We start from the raw sequence: 20750 nt of genomic DNA on the forward strand, positions 1-20750 counted from the left end.
CGAGGCGGGTTTATTTTTCATACGGGCGCCGGCGGTTTATTCCGTCAGCGCCTTTTGCGCGGCGGCCAACTCACGCTGCCGGGGCGACGCCACCGCATGATCGCGCGCCAACAGCGTGTACACCGTCGGCAGCACGAACAGGGTAAACAGCGTGCCCACCAGCATGCCGGAGACGATCACCAGCCCCAGCCCGAAGCGGCTGGCGGCACCGGCGCCGCTGGCGAACAGCAGCGGGATCAAACCGAACACCATCGCCCCGGTGGTCATCAGCACCGGCCGCAGGCGAATTTGCGCCGCCTGCAAAATCGCGTCGCGCCGCGTCAGCCCCTGATGCATCTGCAGTTCGTTGGCGAACTCCACCATCAAAATACCGTGCTTGCTAATCAGCCCGATCAGGGTCACCAGCCCGACCTGGGTATAGATATTCATCGTGGCGTAACCCAACGCCAGCGGCAGCAAGGCGCCGCAGATCGACAGCGGCACGGTGATGAGGATGATCAGCGGATCTTTCAGGCTCTCGTACTGCGCCGCCAGTACCAGGTAAATGATCACCAACGCCGCCAGGAACGCGAACGCCAGCGCGCTGCCTTCCTGGGTATATTGGCGCGAATCCCCCTGCCAGTCATGGCTAAAGTCGGCCGGCAACGCATTCGCCTGCCGTTCGAGGAAGGCCACCGCTTCGCCCATCGAAACGCCGGGGGCGGGAATGGCCTGCAGGGTGGCGGCGTTCTGCTGGTTAAACTGAGTCAGCTTGTTCGGTTCGACCTTAACGGCCACCGATACTACGGTGGAGAGCGGCACCAGCGTATTGTCCTGGGTGCGGACGTACTGCCGCGCCAGCGCCTGCGGCGTCAGCCGCTGTTCGCGCAGACTTTGCGGGATCACGTCATAGGCGCGCCCGTCCATGCCGAAGCGATTGAGGTAGTTCTCCCCCACCAGCACCGCCAGCGATTCGCCGATGTCGCTCATGCGGATCCCCAGACTGTTGGCCTTGGCGCGGTCGATATGCACCTCCGCCAGCGGGTTGTTGTAGTCCAGATCGCTGTCCACCACCATAAACAGGCCGCTGTTTCTGGCGTTCTGCTTCACCTCTTCCAGGGTGCGGTACAGCTGCGGGTAGTCCTGCGGCGTACGCAGCACCATCTGCACCGGCAGCCCTCCAGTGGAACCCGGCAAGGCGGGCAGTTGGAAGGCGAAAATGCTGGTGCCTTCGACATCGTTCACCGCCCGTTGCAGATCGGCCTGCACCACCGACGCCGAGCGCTGGCGCGCCTGCCACAGCGTCAGGTTGATACCGCCAATGCCGGACGCCGTGCCGTCGCTGCCGTTGATGATCCAGCGGCTTTCGGTTTCCGGCATGCGGTTGTAGACCTCATCCAGCTTGTAAGCAAAGCGTTCGACATAGTTCAGGTTGGCGTGCTGCGGCGCCTTGATGGCGGTCAGTACGATGGCCTGATCCTCGGTCGGCGCCAGCTCGCGCTGCGGCATCAGGTACAACAGCGGCAGGCTGATCATCACCAACAGCGCCAGCGTCCCAGTCAACCAACGGTGGTGCAGCGAGAAGTCCAGCGCGCGCGCATAACGCCGCGTCAGGCCGCCGAAGAACCACTCGGCGGCGTGCGCCACGCGCCCTTCGCTCTGTTTGGCCGGCAGCAGGAGCGAGCTCATCACCGGCGACAACGTCAGCGCCACCACGCCGGACACCACCACCGCCCCGGCCAGCGTCAGCGCGAACTCGCGAAACAGCGCGCCGGTCAGCCCGCCCATCAGGCCGATCGGCGCATAGACCGCCGCCAGCGTCAGCGTCATGGCGATCACCGGCCCCGCCACCTCGCGTGCGCCGATCATCGCCGCCGCCAGCGGCGTTTTCCCCTCTTCGATATGGCGATGTACGTTCTCCACCACCACAATGGCGTCGTCCACCACCAAACCGATCGCCAGAACCATCGCCAGCAGCGTCAGCAAATTGACGCTGAAGCCGAAGGCCAGCATCAGCCCTGCAGCGCCAAGGATCGACAGCGGAATGGTCACCACCGGGATCAACACGGTGCGCAGCGACCCCAGACACAGATAGATCACCGCCACCACGATCGCCAGCGCTTCGAGCAGGGTATGCACCACTTCATCGATCGAGGCCTGAATAAAGCGCGCGGTCTCGAACGCCAGCGCCATCTTCACGCCCGGCGGCTGCATCTTGTCGATCGCCGGCATCAGGTGACGAATGCCGTCGACGATCACCAGCGGGTTGCCGGTCGGCGTAGGGAAGACGCCGAGGAACACCGCTGGTTCGCCATCCATCAGGGCACTGGTTTCGGTGGCCGCGGCGCCTAGCTCCACGGTGCCAACGTCTTTCAAGCGCACCAGGCCGTTGCCGTCGTTGCGCACCACCAGATTGCGGAACTCTTCCACGCTGGTGAGATCGGTATTCACCCGCACGTTGGCAACCACGTACTGCCCTTTTACCTTGCCCGGCGCCGCCTGGTAGTTGTTGCGCCGCACCGCGTCGGCCACGTCGGCGGCAGTCAGGCCGCGGCCGGCCAGCCGATCGCTGTCCAGCCACAGGCGCATCGCCATTTTTTGCCCGCCAAACACTTCCACCTTGGCGACGCCGTCGATGGTGGTGAACATCGGCTCCACCACCCGCGTCAGGTATTCGCTCAGCGCCGGTGTGGACAGCGTTTTACTGGAGAAACCGACATAGGCCACGGCGGTAGCTTCACCGGCGGACCGCTCAATCACCGGATCGTAAGCCTGCTCCGGCAGCTTGTAGCGCACCTGGTTGACCTTGGCCATCACTTCAGTCAGCGCCTGGGTGGAGTCGCGGTTCAGCGCCATACGCACCGTCACCACGCTGCGCCCCTGCACCGACGAGGAAGAAAGGTAGTCAACGCCCTCGACGGAAGACACTGCCTGAGCGATCGGCTGCGTGACAAAGCCCTGCATCAGCTCGGACGACGCGCCGGGATAGTCGGTGCTGATGGTAATGGTAGAGTTTTCCAGCAACGGGTATTGGCGGATCGGCAGTTTGCTGAGCGCCAGCGCGCCGAACAGCAGGATCAGGGTGCTGACCACCAACGCCAGCACCGGCCGGCGCACGAACAGATCGGTAAATGTCATCGGTCTCTCCTCAGGAACCGGCCGGGGCGGCGCTCAGGGTATCCTGCGCCACCGGCTCGGCCGCCATGCCGTCGCTCAGCTTGAGCTGGCCCGAAGTCACCACCCGATCGCCGGCCTGCAGGCCGTTGACGATCTCGACGCGCCCGTCGTTGCGCTCACCCACGGTGACCGAAATGCGTTTGACCGTCATGCCCTTTTCACCCTGCTGCGCCAGAAACACGGTATCGCCGTACGCCGTATAGGTCAGCGCCGTTTCCGGCACCGTCAGCACCGCCACGCGTTGCCGTTGCGTGACGCGAATGCCGGCGTACATGCCCGCCTTCAGCAACCCCTCACGGTTGGTCAACGTCGCCTGCACCTGCACGGTGCGGGATTTGCCGATCATCGGGTCGATAGCGGTAATGGTGGCGGGGAAAGCGCGATCGGGATACGCCCCAACCTGCACCGACACCGCCTGCCCCAATGCCAGCCCGGCGCTGCTTTGTTCGTCCAGCGAGAAATTGACGCGCAGCGTATCGGCGTCCACCAGGTTCGCCACCGCCTCGGCGGCGTTGAGGTATTGCCCTTCATGCACGCGGCGAATGCCGATGGTGCCGGAGAACGGCGCGCGGACCGCCTTTTGCGCAATTTTGGCCTGCGTTTCCTGCACCGCACCGAACGCCATATCCCGCTCGGCCAGCGCGTCGTCCAGCTGTTGCCGCGCGGTGGCGTTGAGGTTCATCAGCTTGCGCATGCGCGCCAGCAGGAGATCGGCATTGCGCAATTGCGCCTGCAGGCGCACCAGCTCAGCCTGTTCAACCGCATCGTTAAGCTGCACCAGCAGTTGCCCCTGCCGCACCGTTTGGCCGGATTCGAACAGAATGCGTGTGATGCGGCCGCTGGTCTCTGCCGCCACTTCCACCTGGCTGGCCGCCTCCAGCTCGCCCACGCCGGCATAGCTGCGTGCCGCCTGCTCACGCAGGGCGGGCGCCAGCGCCACTTTAATCGGCGGATAGGCCGGCGCGCCTTCGCTTTGTCGCGCGGTGGAACGCATCGCAACGGCGGCGACGGCGAGTGCCGCCAGCAGCGCGGCAATAATGAGGTATCGTTTCATCATGACTCCTCGCAGACATCTGCCAGACGTTGGCGCAATCGGCTGGCGATGGCCGTCACCCACAGGCCGCCGATCACCGAGATGTGTTCCAGCGCGAAGTAGAGGGAAATTTGCATCCTGGGAGCGGACATATTCCAAAAGGTGTGTACGATCGCGATAGTCAGGATCAGGAATACCGACAGCATGCCGGCGCCCAGCCACACCCACCGGTTCAGCAGAATCAATACCGAACCTGTCAGCAGCACCGCCGCTGACGCCAGGTTGAACAGCCAGGCCGGATGCAAACCGGCAGCGCGCATTTCCGCCAGGCTCCCTTCGATGTCGAACAGCTTGGCGAGCCCCGACGAGATGAAAATCACCATCAAGCACAGGCGTGCGAGCAGCCAAAGCCAATAACTGTCCAGAGCGGTGTTGATAAAGCGTTGCATAACGATTTCTTCCTGATTTTACAGCCAAAGCCATCCTTTTCCCCGATAAGACGGGGGCAGGTCTCGAGAGATGCCGGTTGCCAAACCCGGCAGGCTGAACTATAAAACCTCAGGTTAACTTTAGGTCAAGTTAAGGAAGATAAAATGGCAAGAAATGAACCGATTGACGCCAATCGGCTATTGACCGTCGGGGAAGTGGCGAAACGCAGCGGCGTGGCGGTATCCGCGCTGCACTTCTACGAGAGTAAAGGGCTGATTCAGGCGACGCGCAACGCCGGTAACCAGCGCCGCTACACGCCGGTGGTGTTGCGCTATATCGCGGTGATCAAAATCGCGCAAAGCGCGGGCATTCCGCTGGAGGAGATCCGCGCCACGCTGGGGCGTTTTCCCACCGGCAGCAAGCTAACCGCCGAACAATGGGGGATTTTATCCTCCTCCTGGCGCAAAACGCTGGATGAACGCATACAGCGGCTGACGGTGCTGCGCGATCATCTCGACAGCTGTATCGGCTGCGGCTGCCTGTCCCTCGCCGACTGCCCGCTGCGCAACCCAAACGATATATTGGGCCAGCAAGGAGCCGGCGCGCATATTTTCGAACACCCGGATGGGCAGTGATAAGCAGCTAGGCAACCGGCATCGTTGAGAGGCGGCGATTGGCTTCGGCGAATACCGCGACGCTGTGATCGATAAACGCCCGCACCGGCGGCAACAAGCCTTTGCCACTGGTGAACACCAGATGAACAATGCTGTTCGGCGCACGCCACTGCGGCAGCAGGCGCAGCAGTTGACCCGTTCGCAATTCGTTGGCACACAAATGGATCGGCAAAAACGCTACGCCCATCCCGGCAATCGCCGCACTATGCAACGTGCTGTAATCCCCGCAACACAGCCGGGGTACATGTACGAAAGAACGTTTATTGCCTGCATTATCCTCGAATTCCCATCGTTCGCGATCCAGCCACTCTCCCATCGATAACGTCGGCAAGCTGGCCAGCTGTTCGAACGACTGCGGCAAGCCGCCGGCTTTCTCCACCAGCTGTGCGCCGGCGACCAAAATGCGTTGCCGCACGCCAAGATCGCGTTTAATCAATGATTGATCCTGGTCGAAATGACTCGTAATGCGAAACGCCACATCGATCTTTTCATTGATCAGATCCACATGGCGCTCATGGATCAACAGTTGTACGCGTACGTCCGGGTAACGCGTCATAAAATTCAACAGCAGATGGGAATTATAATACTGCATCAAACCGGGCGGTGAACTGATGCGCAGGCAGCCGCTCACTTCGTCCCGAGCACGGGCGACGATGGCCTCAGTCGCCTCCAACCGCTCGATAATCGCCTCACACTGCCGATACACATCGCGGCCAATATCCGTAACACGGAAACTGCGCGTCGAACGTTCGATTAATCGCGCACCGTAACTCGTCTCCAGGCGAGACACGCATTTGCTGAGTTTGGACTTGGCTTCGCCGCTCGCCCGCTCCGCTGCGGCGAAACCACCGTGTCGCACCACCAAAGCAAACAATTGAAGATCGTTCAAATCCTGCATGCCCCCCCCTTATTGTTCCCATTTTGGAAACGATGCATTACGCTTTCAGGCACTACCGCGCTGGCACCTTGCTGCTTATCCTTTAGCATAACGAAACAAAAAGATTCAACCATAGCAAATGACAAGCGTATTGTGCTTGAGGAGAACATCATGAAGAACGTCATGTTGAAAACGATGCTGCTAGGCGCTTTTGTCTTTTCAGGTGCAACAGTCGCGGCAACGCAAATCAATAGTCAACAGGCGGACGCCCTGACGCCGCGCCAGGTGATTACCGTTAGCGGTGCCGCGAATCTGAGCGATGCGGAAAAGATGTTGGCAGACAAAACCGACAAGGCTGGTGCCCGTTATTACAAAATCATCGCGATCGTAGGTAATAACAAGCTGCACGCCAGCGCAATGACTTATCAATAACGAACCCTGGCAGCGGTAACTGCCGTTTTTTTGCACCACCCCATTCATCATGGATAAATAATGTTCAACGTGGCCGAAGTGTTGATTTCATCCTGCGTCACACCATCGCGCTGATAAGGGTAATAATAAGCGCCCAGGCCGATGATGAAGTAACTGTTCAGGCTGCCGCCGACGGTGACATGAAACAGTTAGGTGGCGCTGCCGCGATCGACATTGGAGGGCGACAACACCACCGGCGAACTCGACGCGTCGCGTTTGACCAGGCGTAACCCCCCTCTTGCGCGCCGCCCTCGTTGGCATTTGTCAGCGCGCTGGCTTCGGAGGCCAGCAGGTTATTGCTGGACAGAAACATCTCGACGGCGCGATCGGCAATGCCCTCCTGCCGCATATTCTGGCAGTTGATATTCAGCGAGAACGGCGTGTAACCGGGTTGGTGGTTATTCAGCCCCTGCGCCATGCGCATTTTAGGCAATCTGACCGTCAGGCCGGCGTTGCGGGGGGAGTAGAGAGGCAGCGAAGAAGCACAATGGGGCGCGCTCGTGGCAAACACGCCCCAGATACCGATTAGAAGCGAGGACTATTTTACCGACATATCCGTACGGACGATGCCATGGTTTTTCATCACCTCTTCCATGGTGAGGTTCTCGTCGTACGGCGTATCGTCCACCACGACGTCTTGCGGGCGCACATAAGGTTTGGTCGCACGCTTGAACATCCACCACCACACGAACACCAGGAAAGCGCCGGACTTCAGAAAGATCATGGTCCATAAGGCGACTTGATACCAGTTCATCTCTGTCTCCATAGAGCATTAAGCGAAAATAGATAAGGCGGCGTTGATTATCGCGCCGGTCACGCCTGACAGCAGCAGGCACCCGAGCGGCCGACCTTGGTGACCGCATAATCTCACCGATGCGTAGCCCTTATCAATAGCCGATCGCGTTTCCTGCAGAAACGCCTCGGTTTCTTCGCACGCAAAAGCAAAAAACCCCGTGCTCAAAGAGCACGGGGTCAGAATGTATGGCGGAGGAGCAGAGATTCGAACTCTGGAACGGTTTCCCGTCGACGGTTTTCAAGACCGTTGCCTTCAGCCACTCGGCCACCCCTCCGCAACGACGCGCACTATAAACAGACCTTATTCGCTTGTAAAGCCCGGGCGCGTTCAACCGCGCGAAAAATCAGCGAAGGCGCGGCAAACGGCGAACAAACACGCGTCCGCATCCCCGCTGTTGCCGTAATGATAACTAAGGGTAAAGATTGGTAAACAAACTTTAATCAACCGCTTGCGCTGCCTATTATCGGGATTATTTTGTTATGGCTTGATAAGAGAGAGCATTATGGACCGCATTGTCGTCTCATCTTCTTCGCGCGACTCGCTGCTCAGCACGCATAAAGTCCTGCGCAACACCTATTTCCTGTTATCCCTGACCCTGGCCTTCTCAGCCCTGACCGCCACCGCCAGCACGATGCTGGGGCTGCCGGCGCCGGGCTTGCTGCTGATGCTGGTTGGCTTCTACGGCCTGATGTTCCTGACCCATAAACTGGCCAACAGCCCAGCGGGCATCTTGGCGGCGTTCGCGCTGACCGGTTTCATGGGATATGCCCTCGGCCCAATCCTCAGCTCGTTCCTGAACGCCGGTGCGGGCGACCTGATCATGCTGGCGCTGGGCGGCACCGCAGCCGTGTTCTTCTGCTGCTCGGCGTATGTGCTGACCACCCGTAAAGACATGTCGTTCCTGTCCGGCATGATGATGGCAGGTTTTGTGGTGCTGCTGGTGGCGGTGATCGCCAACCTGTTCCTGCAGATCCCTGCCCTGCACCTGGCTATCAGCGCGCTGTTCATCCTGTTCTCCGCCGGCGCGATCCTGTGGGAAACCAGTAACATCATTCACGGCGGCGAAACCAACTACATTCGCGCCACCGTTAGTCTGTACGTGTCGCTCTACAACATGTTCATCAGCCTGTTGAGCATTCTGGGCTTCGCCCGCAGCAACTGATCGCACGTTACGCTTGCCTTCCAGGCCCCGCTCCGGCGGGGCTTTGTTTTTTGCGGCCGAAAAAATTTGCTAAACTGGCGGCCGTTCCGAATTATCCGTTATCGAGGCAGTATGTTGGAGTTTGAAGGTCAGGTTATTGACACTGACGCGCAGGGCTATCTGAAAAACAGCGCCGACTGGCATGAAGGCCTGGCGCCGCTGCTGGCCGCGCAGGAAGAGATCGTGCTCACCGAAGCACACTGGGAAGTGGTGCGCTTCGTGCGCGACTTCTATCAGGAATTTAATACCTCACCGGCTATTCGCATGCTGGTCAAAGCGATGGCACAGAAATACGGCGAAGAAAAAGGCAACAGCCGCTATCTGTATCGCCTGTTCCCGAAAGGACCGGCCAAACAAGCCACCAAGATCGCCGGGTTGCCCAAACCGGTAAAATGCATCTGACCGCTCCGCCCGCAGCGCCGCTGCAGGCGAGCGTTTAATAGCGAATGCCGAACCCATCGTAGTCAGCCACGCCGTGTGGCTCCACCAGCACGCGTTCGACGCGCGCGCTGCGCGGGCCGCCCTGTTTCAACCACTCCACCAGCCTATCCACCTGCGCCTGTGTGCCGCAGGCCACCACCTGGACACTGCCGTCATCAAGGTTGCGCGCATAGCCGGCCACCCCCAACGCCTCGGCCTGCCGCTGAGTGGAATAGCGAAACCCCACCCCCTGCACCACGCCATACACATACGCAGCAATGCAAACTTGTGTCATAATCGCCCCCTTAATTAAGTTTTCGTTATGGCATTGCCGTGCCTTTGCACCGCCGTGTCACTCTTTCTATCCTAGCTGGCAGCATTATTAATTATGACCGTACGCCTGTTTCTCGCCAAAGGACGTGAAAAGTCCTTACTCCGCCGTCACCCTTGGGTGTTCTCCGGTGCCGTTCAACGCGTTGAGGGCAAAGCCCACTCCGGTGAAACCATCGATATTCTCGACAGCCAGGGCAAATGGCTGGCTCGCGGCGCCTATTCGCCCGAGTCGCAGATCCGCGCACGCGTCTGGACTTTCCAGCAGGATGAAGAGATTAACATCGATTTCTTCATTCGCCGCCTGCAGCAAGCGCAAAGCTGGCGCGATTGGGTCGCACAGCGCGACGGTCTGGACGGATACCGTCTGATCGCCGGCGAATCCGACGGCCTGCCGGGCATCACTATCGATCGCTTCCAGAATTTCCTGGTGCTGCAGCTGCTGTCCGCCGGTGCCGAATACCAGCGCCCGGCCCTGCTTTCCGCCCTGCAGCATTGCTACCCGGAATGTTCGATTTACGATCGCTCCGACGTTGCGGTGCGTAAAAAAGAAGGCCTGCCGCTGGCGCAGGGCCCGGTGCTGGGCGATCTGCCGCCGGAACTGCTGCCTATCACCGAGCACGGCATGAAGCTTCTGGTGGACATTCAGCAAGGGCACAAGACCGGTTTCTACCTCGACCAGCGCGACAGTCGCCTGGCGGCGCGGAACTACTCTGCCGGCCGCCGGGTGCTGAACTGCTTCTCCTACACCGGCGCCTTCGCCGTTTCCGCTCTGATGGGCGGCTGCGCACAGGTGATCAGCGTGGATACCTCGCAGGCAGCGCTGGACATCGCCAAACAGAACGTCGAGCTCAACAAGCTCGATCTGAACAAGGCGGAGTTCGTTCGTGATGACGTGTTCCAACTGCTGCGCAACTACCGCGCTCAAGGCGAAAAATTCGATCTGATCATCATGGATCCGCCTAAATTCGTCGAGAACAAGAATCAGCTGGCCAGCGCCTGCCGCGGTTACAAGGACATCAACATGCTGGCGCTGCAGTTGCTGAATCCAGGCGGCATTCTGCTCAGCTTCTCCTGCTCCGGCCTGATGCCGACCGACCTGTTCCAGAAAATTTTGGCCGATGCCGCTGTAGATGCCGGACGTGATGTACAATTTATAGAACAGTTCCGCCAGGCTGCCGATCACCCGGTGATCGCCACGTATCCTGAGGGGCTGTATCTGAAAGGCTTCGCTTGTCGGGTGATGTAACTTGAAATGCGCTGCCTTGCCCCCATATATGAGCAAGGCATTGTTTCTCAGGAGGTCATCATGATTGCCAGCAAATTCGGTATCGGACAACAGGTTAGGCATAAACTGCTGGGGTATTTGGGCGTCGTGATCGATATCGACCCGGAATACTCTTTAGAACAACCCAAAGCTGACGAGATAGCGGCGAACGACGAACTGCGTTCCGCCCCTTGGTACCACGTGGTGATGGAGGACGAGGAAGGCCAACCGGTGCATACCTATCTGGCGGAAGCGCAGCTGGATGGCGAGCCCCAGGAAGCGCACCCCGAGCAACCATCGCTGGATGAACTGGCGGAATCCATCCGTCACCAGTTACAGGCGCCACGTTTGCGCAATTGACCGCGCCAAGACCTGAGAAACCCCGAGAGGGCCCGGCATCGCGCCAGGCCCTTTTTTTATTTAGCGCTCCAGCCCTAAACGCGGGATTTCGATTTTCGGGCAGCGATCCATCACCACCTGCAGCCCGGCCTGTTGCGCCAGCTCCGCCGCCTGATCGTTAATCACGCCGATCTGTAGCCACAGCGCCTTGGCGCCGATCGCTATCGCCTCTTGCGCCACGCCGTAAGCCGCCTCCGAATTGCGAAACACATCAACCATATCCACCGGCTGTGGGATAGCGGCCAGCGTGGCATAAACCGGCTGCCCCAGCAGCGTCTGCCCCGCCAGTTTTGGGCTGACCGGGATCACTTGATACCCTTGCGCCAACAGATACGCCATCACCCCATAGCTGGGCCGCGATGGGTTATCGCTGGCGCCCACCAGCGCGATGGTTTTCACCTGCTGCAACAGCTCAACAATCTCTTGATCTTGCATCTTCAACTCCCGTTTATCACTGCGTCACTTTCCATTTCGAGTGTAACCGATCGGCATTCGCTCGGTTAAACGCTAATGCGAAGGAAACTTCACCGTAATCTTATGGTCAGAGGCTGTCGCGGTTCAGCTGCGCACGGTCGTGTCTAAACGCGATAAAATATGTAAAAATGTAAACAAAATACCCAATTGAAAAATTTTGACACAACCTATGCCGTGTTCAACACTTAGAGCTACGTCACTTTATAAGGAGATAATGATGAAATTTGGTCTGGTGGTTGCGGCGTTGCTCAGCATCAGTATGCCTGCCGCGGCTACGACCCTGAAACTCTCCCCGGACATCGACCTGCTGGTGGTCGACGGCAAGAAAATGACAGGTTCGTTGTTAAAAGGCGCCGACAGCCTTGAACTGGACGGCGGGCAGCACCAGCTGCTGTTTAAAGTGACCAAAACCGTACGTTCCGGCCAGCATACACAGGCCTATACGTCCCTGCCGCTGGTTGCCACCTTCAATACGCAAAAGATTAGCCAAGTGGCGATCGAACTGCCGCGCATCGAGAACGATCGTGATGCGCAACGCTTTGACAGAACGTTGAATTATCTGGTGGTCGATAAAGACGGCAACGCCCTGCCGTTCCGACATGATGCGCTGCATCCCGACAGCGTCACCTTCAATACCGATTTGGAAAAGGTGATGACCGATTACAACCGCCAGAACCGCCCGGCCTCCGTTCCGGCCTTTGTTCAGGCGAACGCAGGCAATCCCTCAGCCCTCGCGTTGGCCGGCGCGCCGCTGAACGCCCCGACGGTAACGTTGAAAGGTGAAAACGTGTCGGAACAGATGTTGCAATACTGGTTCCAACAGGCCGACAAGGAAACACAGAAACGTTTTCTACGCTGGGCCAATAAACAACCGATTCGCTGATCCCTTCCGGCGTCTTTCCCCGTAAAGGCGCCTTTTCTTCGCATTTTCAGGCGCAAACGCTAGGCAGTGAAAAACAGTTTCAGTAATCTGTCGCACATCCCCCGATGAGCGAAGGACACTGAGATGGAATTGACTACCCGCACTATCGCCGCGCGCAAACACATTGCGCTGGTGGCGCACGATCACCGCAAACAGGCCCTATTGGAGTGGGTAGAAAGCCACAAGACTATTCTGGCGCAGCACCAGCTGTACGCCACCGGCACCACCGGTAATCTGATCCAGCGCGCCAGCGGCATTCCCGTCACCAGCATGCTGAGTGGCCCGATGGGCGGCGATCAGCAGGTTGGCGCACTGATTGCGGAAGGCAAGATAGACATGCTGATCTTCTTCTGGGACCCGCTGAACGCGGTGCCGCACGATCCGGACGTGAAGGCGCTACTGCGGCTGGCGACAGTATGGAATATTCCGGTGGCCACCAACCGCTCGACCGCCGATTTTCTGATCGACTCTCCGCTGTTCAAAAACGAGGTGGAGATCGCCATCCCCGACTATCAGCGCTACCTGCAAGACCGCCTGAAATAATCCTCACGGCCTGGCTGGCGCCAGGCCTGATGCCTACGGTTTTTTCTGCACCGGTACGCCAAGATCCTGCAGGTGTTCGACGAACACCGAAGGGCGTTCACGATCCTGCAACAGCCATACCTGATGTTTGGCGCGCGTCAACGCGACATACAATAGACGGCGCTCTTCGGCATCCGGGAAATCCTCCGGCTGCGGCAGTAGCACCTCTTCCAACACCGACTCGCGCGCCACGGCGGGGAAGCCGTCACGCCCCTCATGTAAACCGGCAATGATGACGTATTCCGCCTGCTGCCCTTTGCTGGCGTGGATGGTCATAAACTCCAGATCCAGCTTGGGCCAGCGGGTGCCCGCCTTCGCCAGCGCTTCCGGTTTCAGATGATGGTAACGCGCCAGCACCAGGATGCGCTCATCCGGCTTGGCGTAGCCGCTCAGTTTATCCAGCAAGGGCTCCAGCTGCTCGTGCGGCAGGATCGCCACCGACTTTTTATTGCCCTTGCTCAAGCTGTTGAGCGGTTTTTTCAACTGGTGCGGGTTTTGCTGCACGAACCGGTTGGCCACCTCGCCGATACGTTCATTGAAGCGATAGGTGGTATCCAGCGCGCACTGCGCGCCTTCGCCGAAGTTCGTGGCGAAGGCCGTGGTTAACGTCAATTCTGCGCCGCTGAAGCGATAAATCGCCTGCCAGTCATCCCCCACCGCAAACAGGCAGGTCTGCTTGTTCTGTCGGCGCAATGCCGCCAGCAACAGCGCACGCTGCGGTGAGATATCCTGAAACTCGTCGACCAGAATATGTTTCCACGGGCTGACGAAGCGCCCCTTGTCGAGAATGTTGACCGCCTGATGGATAAGGCCGGAGAAGTCCACCGCCCCTTCCTCTTTCAAGGCGCTTTTCCAGGCTTTCAGCAGCGGCGCCATCAGCCTGATACGTTTTGAGAACAGATCGCGGATGTCTTCATCCGCCTGCTCAATCATTTCCGACTGGCTGCCGCCGTGCATGCGCATCAGCCCCAACCAGCGTTCCAACCGGCTTGCCAGGCGATCCGCCAGGCGCTTATCCTGCCAGAAGTCGCCTTCCGGCACTTCCCATTCCAGCTCTTCGGTCAACCATTGACGCCACCCCTTGGCCTGCGCTTTCTTCTCCGCGCACTGTTGGCGCCAATGGGTAATCAGCAGCTCTTTGCGCGCTTTGGCATCGGTTTCCAACCGGCTGATGGCCGGCGCTTTGCGGCTGCCTTGTTGAATGATTTGCAGCGCCAAGGCATGGAAGGTCTTGGCCTGAATGCCGACATCACCCAAACGTTCTTTGATGCGGTCGTTCATCTCACCGGCGGCCTGGCGGCCGAAAGCCAACAGCAAGATTTGGCCCGGCTCCGCCTCCTGACGGCGCAGCAGCCAGCCGGCGCGCGCCACCAGCACCGACGTTTTGCCGCTGCCGGCCCCCGCCAATACCAGAACGGAATCCTCGCCGTTGACCACCGCGCGGCTCTGGGAGTCATTGAGCGGTGAGCTTTCGACGGTCTGGAAGAAGTCGTGATGTTGCTCCAGCATGCGATCGGTCCACTGCCGGTTGCGTTGTTCGACGCTGTGTAGCCCCTGCTGCAGCCATTGCAGACACAGTTGGTAATCGGCCCGGCAGTTATCGAATTCCTCCAGACGCGTCACCGGCATCGGCAACGCGGAGAAAGCCTCACGGATTTGCTGTTGCAGCTTGCCCAGCTCAGACTTTTTGAACCATTTATCTTGCTGCTCTATGCGCTGAATCTGTGCCACCTGCTGTTGCAACACGCCGGCACTGACCTCACTCATTTCGGCGCTCCACTGCTGCCACGCCTGCTGCAGATAGTGATAAAAACGTTGCGTTTCCTGCCATTCGGTGCCGTGCAGCCGCACCACTTTTTCGTCCGGCAATTCAAATTCCAGCTCGCCCCAGACGATGCCGCGCTTGCACCTGACCTGAATCAGTTGATTGAAGGGGATCAGGTATTCATGTTTTTCCCCGCTCACCTCAACGCCGGCGTGCAGCAACCGCACGCGGTTATAAGGGTGCTGAGCCAGGTGTTTCCCCAGCGATGTCGCTTTAAGTTCCATATCGTCGCGCCATGACTATGTTGAGATTAAATAACGGATATCTGCCAGTTTACCTGCGATAAGCAGTGGCACTCTAGCGCTAAAAAAAGGGTAGAATAGATTTTGCGTTTTTATCGTGAATACGCCCGCATCGCGGTTTGGCTATCATTAGAGCAGAATGACGTCTATGCGTACTGTACTGAATATTCTTAATTTTGTGTTGGGCGGTTTCTTCACCACGCTAGGCTGGCTTATTGCTACGGTGTTCAGCGTGCTGCTTGTCATCACACTGCCGCTTACCCGCTCCTGTTGGGAAATCACCAAGCTGTCGCTGGTGCCGTTCGGCAACGAAGCGATGCACGTCGATGAACTGTATCCGGAAAAAAGCAATGCGCTGCTCTCCGCCGGCGGCTCGCTGCTCAACATTATTTGGCTGGTGCTGTTTGGCTGGTGGCTGTGCCTGTCACACATCGCCGCCGGTATCGTGCAATGCGTTTCAATCATCGGCATTCCGGTCGGTATCGCCAATTTCAAAATAGCCGCCATCGCGCTGTGGCCGGTGGGGCGCCGCGTCGTCTCGGTAGAAATGGCTCAGCAAGCCCGTATTGAGAATGCTCGCCGCCACTATCATCAGCGTTAATTTTTTCTCCGTTTGAGGAGTTTTTCGTGCGCTCTTTTGCACCCGCAGTTCGTCGTTATACCTACAACAGCAACCTGCTGTATCACTTGCGCATCCTCATTGCGCTGATCGGCACCACCGCCGTTCCCTGGTGGCTGGGCATACCCAAGCTGACCATCCCGCTAACGCTGGGCGTGGTGGCAGCAGCCCTGACCGATTTGGATGACCGCCTGGCCGGCAGGTTACGCAACCTGCTGATCACGCTGGTGTGCTTCTTTGTTGCCTCCGCCTCGATCGAGCTGCTGTTCCCTTATCCCTGGTTGTTCGCCCTTGGCTTAACCACGTCGACCTGCGGTTTTATCCTGCTCGGCGCCTTGGGGCAGCGTTACGCTACCATCGCCTTCGGCGCGCTGCTGATCGCGGTTTACACCATGCTCGGCACCTCGATGTACGATGCCTGGTATCAGCAACCGCTGCTGCTGGTGATCGGCGCGCTGTGGTACAACCTGCTGACGTTGGCAGGCCACCTGCTGTTCCCGATCCGGCCGCTGCAAGAGAACCTGGCGCGCTGTTACGATCAACTGGCCAACTATCTGGATGCCAAAGCCAATCTGTTCGATCCCGACGCCGAACGCGACGCCGACCTGCCATGGATGGATGTCGCAATGGCCAACAGCGCCTTGGTCGCGTTGCTTAACCAAACCAAAGCCTCGCTGCTGACGCGCCTGAAAGGCGATCGTGGCCAGCGCGGCACCCGCCGCACCTTGCACTACTATTTTGTCGCGCAGGATATCCACGAGCGTGCCAGCTCTTCCCACGTTCAGTACCACGCGCTCAGCCGGCAATTTCGTCACAGCGACATTTTGTTCCGCTTCCAGCGTCTGCTGAGCATGCAGGCACGCGCCTGCCGCCAATTGGCACAATCGATCCTGCTGCGGCAAAAGTACCAGCACAACCCGCGCTTTGAACCGGCTTTCAGCCGCATTCAGGAGGCGTTGGCGCGCATCGCCGAAACCCAGGGCAATAACGAGCAGACCAAGGCGCTGGCGCATCTGTTGAAAAACCTGCATGCGATCGATGCGCAGCTGGCCAATATCGAATCAGAGCAGACGCTGGCCAGCGGGCAAGCGGAAGAGAACAGCCTGGCCGACGACCGCTTAACCGGCTGGAGCGATATTCAGCTGCGCATCAGCCGCCATTTGACGCCTCAGTCGGCCCTGTTCCGCCACGCGATCCGCATGTCGGTGGTACTGTGCGTGGGTTATGCCTTCATCCAGTTCACGGGTATGCAGCACGGTTACTGGATCCTGTTGACCAGCCTGTTCGTCTGTCAACCGAACTACAACGCTACCCGCCGACGCCTGGCGCTACGCATCATCGGTACCCTGGCCGGTATCCTGATCGGCCTGCCAATCCTCTATTTCGTGCCGTCATTGGAAGGGCAACTGGTGTTGATCGTCATCACCGGCGTTCTGTTCTTCGCTTTCCGCACCGTACAATATGCCCACGCGACGATGTTCATCACGCTGCTGGTGCTGTTGTGTTTTAACCTGTTGGGCGAAGGATTCGAAGTGGCAGCCCCGCGCGTTTACGATACCTTGCTGGGCTGTGCCATCGCCTGGGCGGCAGTCAGCTTTATCTGGCCGGACTGGAAGTTCCGCCAACTGCCGGCGGTGGTGGATAAAACGCTGAATGCCAACTGCCGTTATCTGGACGCCATTCTGGTGCAATACCACCAGGGTAAGGATAACGGCCTCGCTTACCGCATCGCGCGACGTGATGCCCACAACAGCGATGCCGAACTGGCTTCGGTCATCTCCAACATGTCCGCCGATCCCAAAGCCGACAAAGCGCTGCAGGAAGCCGCCTTCCGCTTGCTCTGTCTGAACCACACGCTCCTGAGCTATATCTCCGCATTGGGGGCGCACCGCGAGCGGCTGAATACCCCGGCCACGCTCGATCTGCTCAATGACGCCGTGTGTTACGTGGACGGCGCCTTGCATCAGGAAGAACGGAACAGCCAGCGCATTGCGCAGGCGTTGGAACAGCTGGCGGAGCGCATCAGCAAAGCCGTTCCGGAACCTGAAAGCAAAGAACAATTGGTCTTACAGCAGGTGGGATTGGTGCTCGAGCTGCTGCCAGAGCTCACCGCGCTGCATGCCCAAATCAATAAGGCAGCCTAACTATTCAGGGCCCGTTCGATGGGCCCTGAATAACCGGCTCATGCCCATGGCGGCGCATCGCCATCGTATGATCGAACCAACGCACTAGCTCGCTGCGTAATTCGGCCGGCAACGCCGCCTGATGATAACCGGCTATCGCCCCGCCCAGCGACAGCAGCACTCGTAGCCCCAAATTAGTCTGCTGTTTCAATAAACGGAGATAGCTGCGTTTGGCGCCATGCAGCCGCAGGTCATAAGCGTTGCGAATGCCCGCTCGCCACAGCAGACGTTCCATATTAACGTCAATATTCGGCAATGCCTTCAGTCGGCCGTGATCGCCAGCCTTAAGCCGCTGCTCCCGGCGCGCCTCCCTGACAGCCTGCCAGGCCAGCCCCACCAGCTCGTTGCGTTCCCGCCACAGCGACTCGTCAACCCAGTAATAACGCAAAGTGATGGGCGCTCCACGCTTGGAGTAGACCATATTGACCATCCCTCTGGCACGAAAGGCCGGTTCCATGCTCGCCGTAGCCCGCAAGTACAGCTCGCCGTCCGCTATCACCGCAAACATTACCCCCTCGGCCAGCAGGCCGTAGCCACCAAACTGTGACCGTGTTGTGATGGCTCCCAGCGCCGCAAAGCAATTTTTAGCCTGCGCGATTCTTCTCGTCGACATCCTTTTCATAGCGTTCCTCCTTTTTAGGTTCTGGCCGTATTATTTCTCTCATCAATGAAAAAAGTAACGTGAACAACTAATTAGAAAAATACGCACTATCCGCCCGCCTGCCAATCACAAAAATCATCGGTACAAAAAATGATCGCAATTATGCGAGCCGCTACGAAAATTTGGGTTGATCTTATCCTAAATCAGAGATACTGTATAAACATACAGTAACACGACGGGCGGGAACTTTATGCGTACTCAATCACTCTACCAACCTCATTTCGGCCATGGCTCTTATACAGCGCGCAATGTTGCGAAGAACACAGATGTCGGCAAAGAAAATGGCTTGATCAGTGAACTTGTTTACAACGAGCGCCAGCCCGCAGTGGCCCAATTGCTGTTGCCCCTGCTGCAACAACTGGGCAAACAGTCTCGCTGGCTTCTGTGGCTGACGCCGCAGCAAAAATTAAGCAAACAATGGCTGCAGCAATCCGGCCTGCCTGTAGATAAGATGATGCAATTGAGCCAGATCAGCCCGGTGAATACGGTCGAGGCAATGGAAAAAGCGCTGCAAACGGGAAATTACAGCGTGGTTCTCGGCTGGTTGCCTGAGCTAACGGAGGAGGATCGTCTAAAATTAAGACGTGCGGCAGAATTGGGTAATGCCTATGGGTTTATCATGCGGCCTCAACGTGACATTAACCCGACTCACGGACACTGTTCCACCCTAAAAATTCACTCTTCTTTGTATCATTAAGTAAATTTAGGATTTTTCCCATCATTTTCGCACCCCCTAAGCGGAACCTTTGCGTGGGAAGGCACAAAGCTAGTCCGGCTGCGGTTTGGCAAGCAAAAATGCTCGATGAATCGCCGTTTTTTTAGGCAAAGAATGTTAGCAAATATGTACGATTCCGCGTTTTTTTTTAGAGCCTTATCACATCACACTTGTAACTTTCGCGCCACGTTGTAGACTTTACATCGCCAAGGTTGCTCTATAACGTCAGAAAAACTGGCGAGTAACAAACGAGGGCTTAAACCTTGGCGAAGGAATTTAACCAAGGGCTTAAACAGCTTTAAAGCTCATTGCCTATTTGGATGATAACGAGGCGCAAAATGAAAAAGACAGCTATCGCATTAGCAGTGGCACTGGCAGGTTTCGCTACCGTAGCGCAAGCCGCTCCAAAAGATAACACCTGGTACACCGGTGCTAAACTGGGCTGGTCCCAGTACCACGACACTGGTTTCTACGGTAACGGTTACCAGAACGGTATCGGCAACGGCCCAACCCACAAAGATCAGCTGGGTGCCGGCGCGTTCCTGGGCTACCAGGCAAACCAATACCTGGGCTTCGAGCTGGGCTATGACTGGCTCGGCCGCATGCCTTACAAAGGCAGCGTGAACAACGGTGCTTTCAAAGCGCAGGGCGTTCAACTGGCCGCTAAACTGAGCTACCCAATTGCTGACGATCTGGACATCTACACTCGTCTGGGTGGTATGGTATGGCGTGCAGACTCCAAAGCTAACTACGGCCGTACTGGCCAGCGCCTGAGCGACCACGACACCGGCGTTTCTCCGCTGGCTGCTGTTGGTGTTGAATACGCACTGACCAAAAACTGGGCTACTCGCCTGGATTACCAGTTCGTAAGCAACATCGGTGACGCAGGTACCGTTGGCGCACGTCCAGACAACACCATGCTGAGCCTGGGTGTTTCTTACCGCTTCGGTCAGGATGACGTAGTTGCTCCAGCACCAGCTCCAGCTCCGGCTCCAGTTGTTGAAACCAAGCGTTTCACTCTGAAGTCTGACGTGCTGTTCAACTTCAACAAGTCTACTCTGAAAGCAGAAGGCCAGCAGGCTCTGGATCAGCTGTACACCCAGCTGAGCTCCATGGATCCTAAAGACGGTTCTGTAGTTGTTCTGGGTTACACCGACGCTGTTGGTTCTGACCAGTACAACCAGAAACTGTCCGAACAGCGCGCACAAAGCGTTGTTGACTACCTGGTCTCCAAAGGCATCCCGTCAGACAAAATCTCTGCACGTGGTATGGGTGAAGCAGATGCAGTTACTGGCAACACCTGTGGCTACAAATCTGGCCGCGCTACCAAAGCTCAGATCGCTTGCCTGGCACCAGATCGTCGCGTAGAGATCGAAGTTAAAGGTATCAAAGACGTTGTAACTCAGCCTCAGGGCTAAGTTTACTCGCCTAATAAAAAACCCCGCCTAGCGGGGTTTTTTTTCGTCCTATTGTT

The 20750-nt window shown here is 58.0% G+C and carries 22 protein-coding genes and 1 tRNA gene; 12 read left to right on the forward strand and 11 right to left on the reverse strand.

All coding sequences use genetic code 11. The annotated features are described in order from the left end of the window. Positions 1–36: 36 nt before the first annotated feature. Genes ACJ8IL_RS17880 through ACJ8IL_RS17890 form a run of 3 tightly spaced genes read right to left on the reverse strand, consistent with a single transcriptional unit; the run spans position 37 to position 4638 of the window. Positions 37–3117 carry a MexW/MexI family multidrug efflux RND transporter permease subunit gene (locus ACJ8IL_RS17880; RefSeq protein WP_049295354.1) on the reverse strand — a complete coding sequence of 1027 codons (3081 nt, stop codon included), beginning with the start codon at positions 3115–3117 and terminating at the stop codon, positions 37–39. Between the two features lie 10 nt (positions 3118–3127). Next, on the reverse strand, positions 3128–4213 hold the full coding sequence (locus ACJ8IL_RS17885) for an efflux RND transporter periplasmic adaptor subunit (protein ID WP_442516710.1): 1086 nt from the start codon (positions 4211–4213) through the stop codon (positions 3128–3130). After that, a complete protein-coding gene (locus ACJ8IL_RS17890) occupies positions 4210–4638 on the reverse strand; it encodes a DoxX family protein (RefSeq protein ID WP_060432839.1) in 429 nt (142 codons plus the stop codon). Before ACJ8IL_RS17890 ends, ACJ8IL_RS17885 begins: the two co-directional genes overlap by 4 nt. Before the next feature lie 144 nt (positions 4639–4782). On the opposite strand from ACJ8IL_RS17890, the gene soxR reads away from it, so the two are divergent. Next, positions 4783–5253 (forward strand): redox-sensitive transcriptional activator SoxR, encoded by a 471-nt coding sequence (gene soxR, locus ACJ8IL_RS17895; RefSeq protein WP_060432838.1) that lies wholly within the window; start codon positions 4783–4785, stop codon positions 5251–5253. Between the two features lie 7 nt (positions 5254–5260). Here soxR and ACJ8IL_RS17900 read toward each other — a convergent pair whose 3' ends face one another. Continuing rightward, positions 5261–6190: a LysR substrate-binding domain-containing protein gene (locus ACJ8IL_RS17900; RefSeq protein WP_060432837.1), complete on the reverse strand. Its 930-nt coding sequence runs from the start codon at positions 6188–6190 to the stop codon at positions 5261–5263. Positions 6191–6340: 150 nt separating this feature from the next. Between ACJ8IL_RS17900 and ACJ8IL_RS17905 the strand changes: the two genes are divergently transcribed. Further along, complete coding sequence (locus ACJ8IL_RS17905; RefSeq protein WP_173889796.1) at positions 6341–6601, forward strand: DUF1471 domain-containing protein; 261 nt, start codon at positions 6341–6343, stop codon at positions 6599–6601. Positions 6602–6758: 157 nt separating this feature from the next. On the opposite strand, the gene ACJ8IL_RS17910 is transcribed toward ACJ8IL_RS17905, so the two are convergent. The 3 genes from ACJ8IL_RS17910 to ACJ8IL_RS17920 form a co-directional block, all read right to left on the reverse strand. Then, a complete protein-coding gene (locus tag ACJ8IL_RS17910; protein ID WP_254599096.1) occupies positions 6759–7151 on the reverse strand; it encodes a hypothetical protein in 393 nt (130 codons plus the stop codon). Between the two features lie 27 nt (positions 7152–7178). Continuing rightward, positions 7179–7394, reverse strand: a complete 216-nt coding sequence (locus tag ACJ8IL_RS17915) for a hypothetical protein (RefSeq protein WP_016928277.1) — start codon at positions 7392–7394, stop codon at positions 7179–7181. 228 nt (positions 7395–7622) lie between these two features. After that, positions 7623–7710, reverse strand: a tRNA-Ser gene (locus ACJ8IL_RS17920). 228 nt (positions 7711–7938) lie between these two features. Between ACJ8IL_RS17920 and yccA the strand changes: the two genes are divergently transcribed. Continuing rightward, positions 7939–8598 carry an FtsH protease modulator YccA gene (yccA, locus tag ACJ8IL_RS17925; protein ID WP_004928091.1) on the forward strand — a complete coding sequence of 220 codons (660 nt, stop codon included), beginning with the start codon at positions 7939–7941 and terminating at the stop codon, positions 8596–8598. Between the two features lie 111 nt (positions 8599–8709). After that, the gene (gene tusE / locus ACJ8IL_RS17930; protein ID WP_004928095.1) at positions 8710–9039 is read left to right on the forward strand and encodes a sulfurtransferase TusE; all 330 of its coding nucleotides are present in this window, start codon (positions 8710–8712) and stop codon (positions 9037–9039) included. 34 nt (positions 9040–9073) lie between these two features. Here tusE and yccX read toward each other — a convergent pair whose 3' ends face one another. Beyond that, positions 9074–9352 carry an acylphosphatase gene (yccX, locus tag ACJ8IL_RS17935; protein WP_025302318.1) on the reverse strand — a complete coding sequence of 93 codons (279 nt, stop codon included), beginning with the start codon at positions 9350–9352 and terminating at the stop codon, positions 9074–9076. A gap of 93 nt (positions 9353–9445) precedes the next feature. Here yccX and rlmI point away from each other — a divergent pair, with 93 nt between their 5' ends. Together rlmI and hspQ are read left to right on the forward strand one after the other, a co-directional pair. Continuing rightward, positions 9446–10636, forward strand: coding sequence for a 23S rRNA (cytosine(1962)-C(5))-methyltransferase RlmI (rlmI, locus tag ACJ8IL_RS17940; protein WP_025302317.1), 1191 nt, complete (start codon positions 9446–9448; stop codon positions 10634–10636). Between the two features lie 60 nt (positions 10637–10696). Continuing rightward, on the forward strand, positions 10697–11014 hold the full coding sequence (gene hspQ, locus ACJ8IL_RS17945; protein ID WP_004928104.1) for a heat shock protein HspQ: 318 nt from the start codon (positions 10697–10699) through the stop codon (positions 11012–11014). A gap of 60 nt (positions 11015–11074) precedes the next feature. Here hspQ and ACJ8IL_RS17950 read toward each other — a convergent pair whose 3' ends face one another. After that, positions 11075–11488, reverse strand: coding sequence for a CoA-binding protein (locus tag ACJ8IL_RS17950; protein ID WP_025302316.1), 414 nt, complete (start codon positions 11486–11488; stop codon positions 11075–11077). A gap of 256 nt (positions 11489–11744) precedes the next feature. Between ACJ8IL_RS17950 and ACJ8IL_RS17955 the strand changes: the two genes are divergently transcribed. Together ACJ8IL_RS17955 and ACJ8IL_RS17960 are read left to right on the forward strand one after the other, a co-directional pair. Next, on the forward strand, positions 11745–12410 hold the full coding sequence (locus ACJ8IL_RS17955; RefSeq protein ID WP_025302315.1) for a DUF2057 family protein: 666 nt from the start codon (positions 11745–11747) through the stop codon (positions 12408–12410). A 123-nt stretch (positions 12411–12533) separates the two neighbouring features. Next, positions 12534–12992: a methylglyoxal synthase gene (locus ACJ8IL_RS17960; protein ID WP_016928284.1), complete on the forward strand. Its 459-nt coding sequence runs from the start codon at positions 12534–12536 to the stop codon at positions 12990–12992. A 33-nt stretch (positions 12993–13025) separates the two neighbouring features. On the opposite strand, the gene helD is transcribed toward ACJ8IL_RS17960, so the two are convergent. Continuing rightward, positions 13026–15080 (reverse strand): DNA helicase IV, encoded by a 2055-nt coding sequence (helD, locus tag ACJ8IL_RS17965; protein ID WP_197769772.1) that lies wholly within the window; start codon positions 15078–15080, stop codon positions 13026–13028. A gap of 166 nt (positions 15081–15246) precedes the next feature. Between helD and ACJ8IL_RS17970 the strand changes: the two genes are divergently transcribed. Together ACJ8IL_RS17970 and yccS are read left to right on the forward strand one after the other, a co-directional pair. After that, positions 15247–15699, forward strand: coding sequence for a YccF domain-containing protein (locus ACJ8IL_RS17970; RefSeq protein ID WP_089180747.1), 453 nt, complete (start codon positions 15247–15249; stop codon positions 15697–15699). A 26-nt stretch (positions 15700–15725) separates the two neighbouring features. Continuing rightward, positions 15726–17861, forward strand: a complete 2136-nt coding sequence (yccS, locus tag ACJ8IL_RS17975; RefSeq protein ID WP_334273922.1) for a YccS family putative transporter — start codon at positions 15726–15728, stop codon at positions 17859–17861. Between the two features lie 4 nt (positions 17862–17865). Here yccS and ACJ8IL_RS17980 read toward each other — a convergent pair whose 3' ends face one another. Beyond that, on the reverse strand, positions 17866–18522 hold the full coding sequence (locus ACJ8IL_RS17980) for a TfoX/Sxy family DNA transformation protein (RefSeq protein ID WP_025302311.1): 657 nt from the start codon (positions 18520–18522) through the stop codon (positions 17866–17868). Positions 18523–18751: 229 nt separating this feature from the next. Between ACJ8IL_RS17980 and sulA the strand changes: the two genes are divergently transcribed. Then, on the forward strand, positions 18752–19258 hold the full coding sequence (gene sulA / locus ACJ8IL_RS17985; protein WP_025302310.1) for an SOS-induced cell division inhibitor SulA: 507 nt from the start codon (positions 18752–18754) through the stop codon (positions 19256–19258). A gap of 356 nt (positions 19259–19614) precedes the next feature. Continuing rightward, a complete protein-coding gene (gene ompA, locus ACJ8IL_RS17990) occupies positions 19615–20694 on the forward strand; it encodes a porin OmpA (protein ID WP_015377358.1) in 1080 nt (359 codons plus the stop codon). Positions 20695–20750: the final 56 nt, after the last annotated feature.

This window comes from Serratia sp. CY47444 (genome assembly GCF_052168635.1).
Classification (GTDB): Bacteria; Pseudomonadota; Gammaproteobacteria; order Enterobacterales; family Enterobacteriaceae; genus Serratia; species Serratia bockelmannii.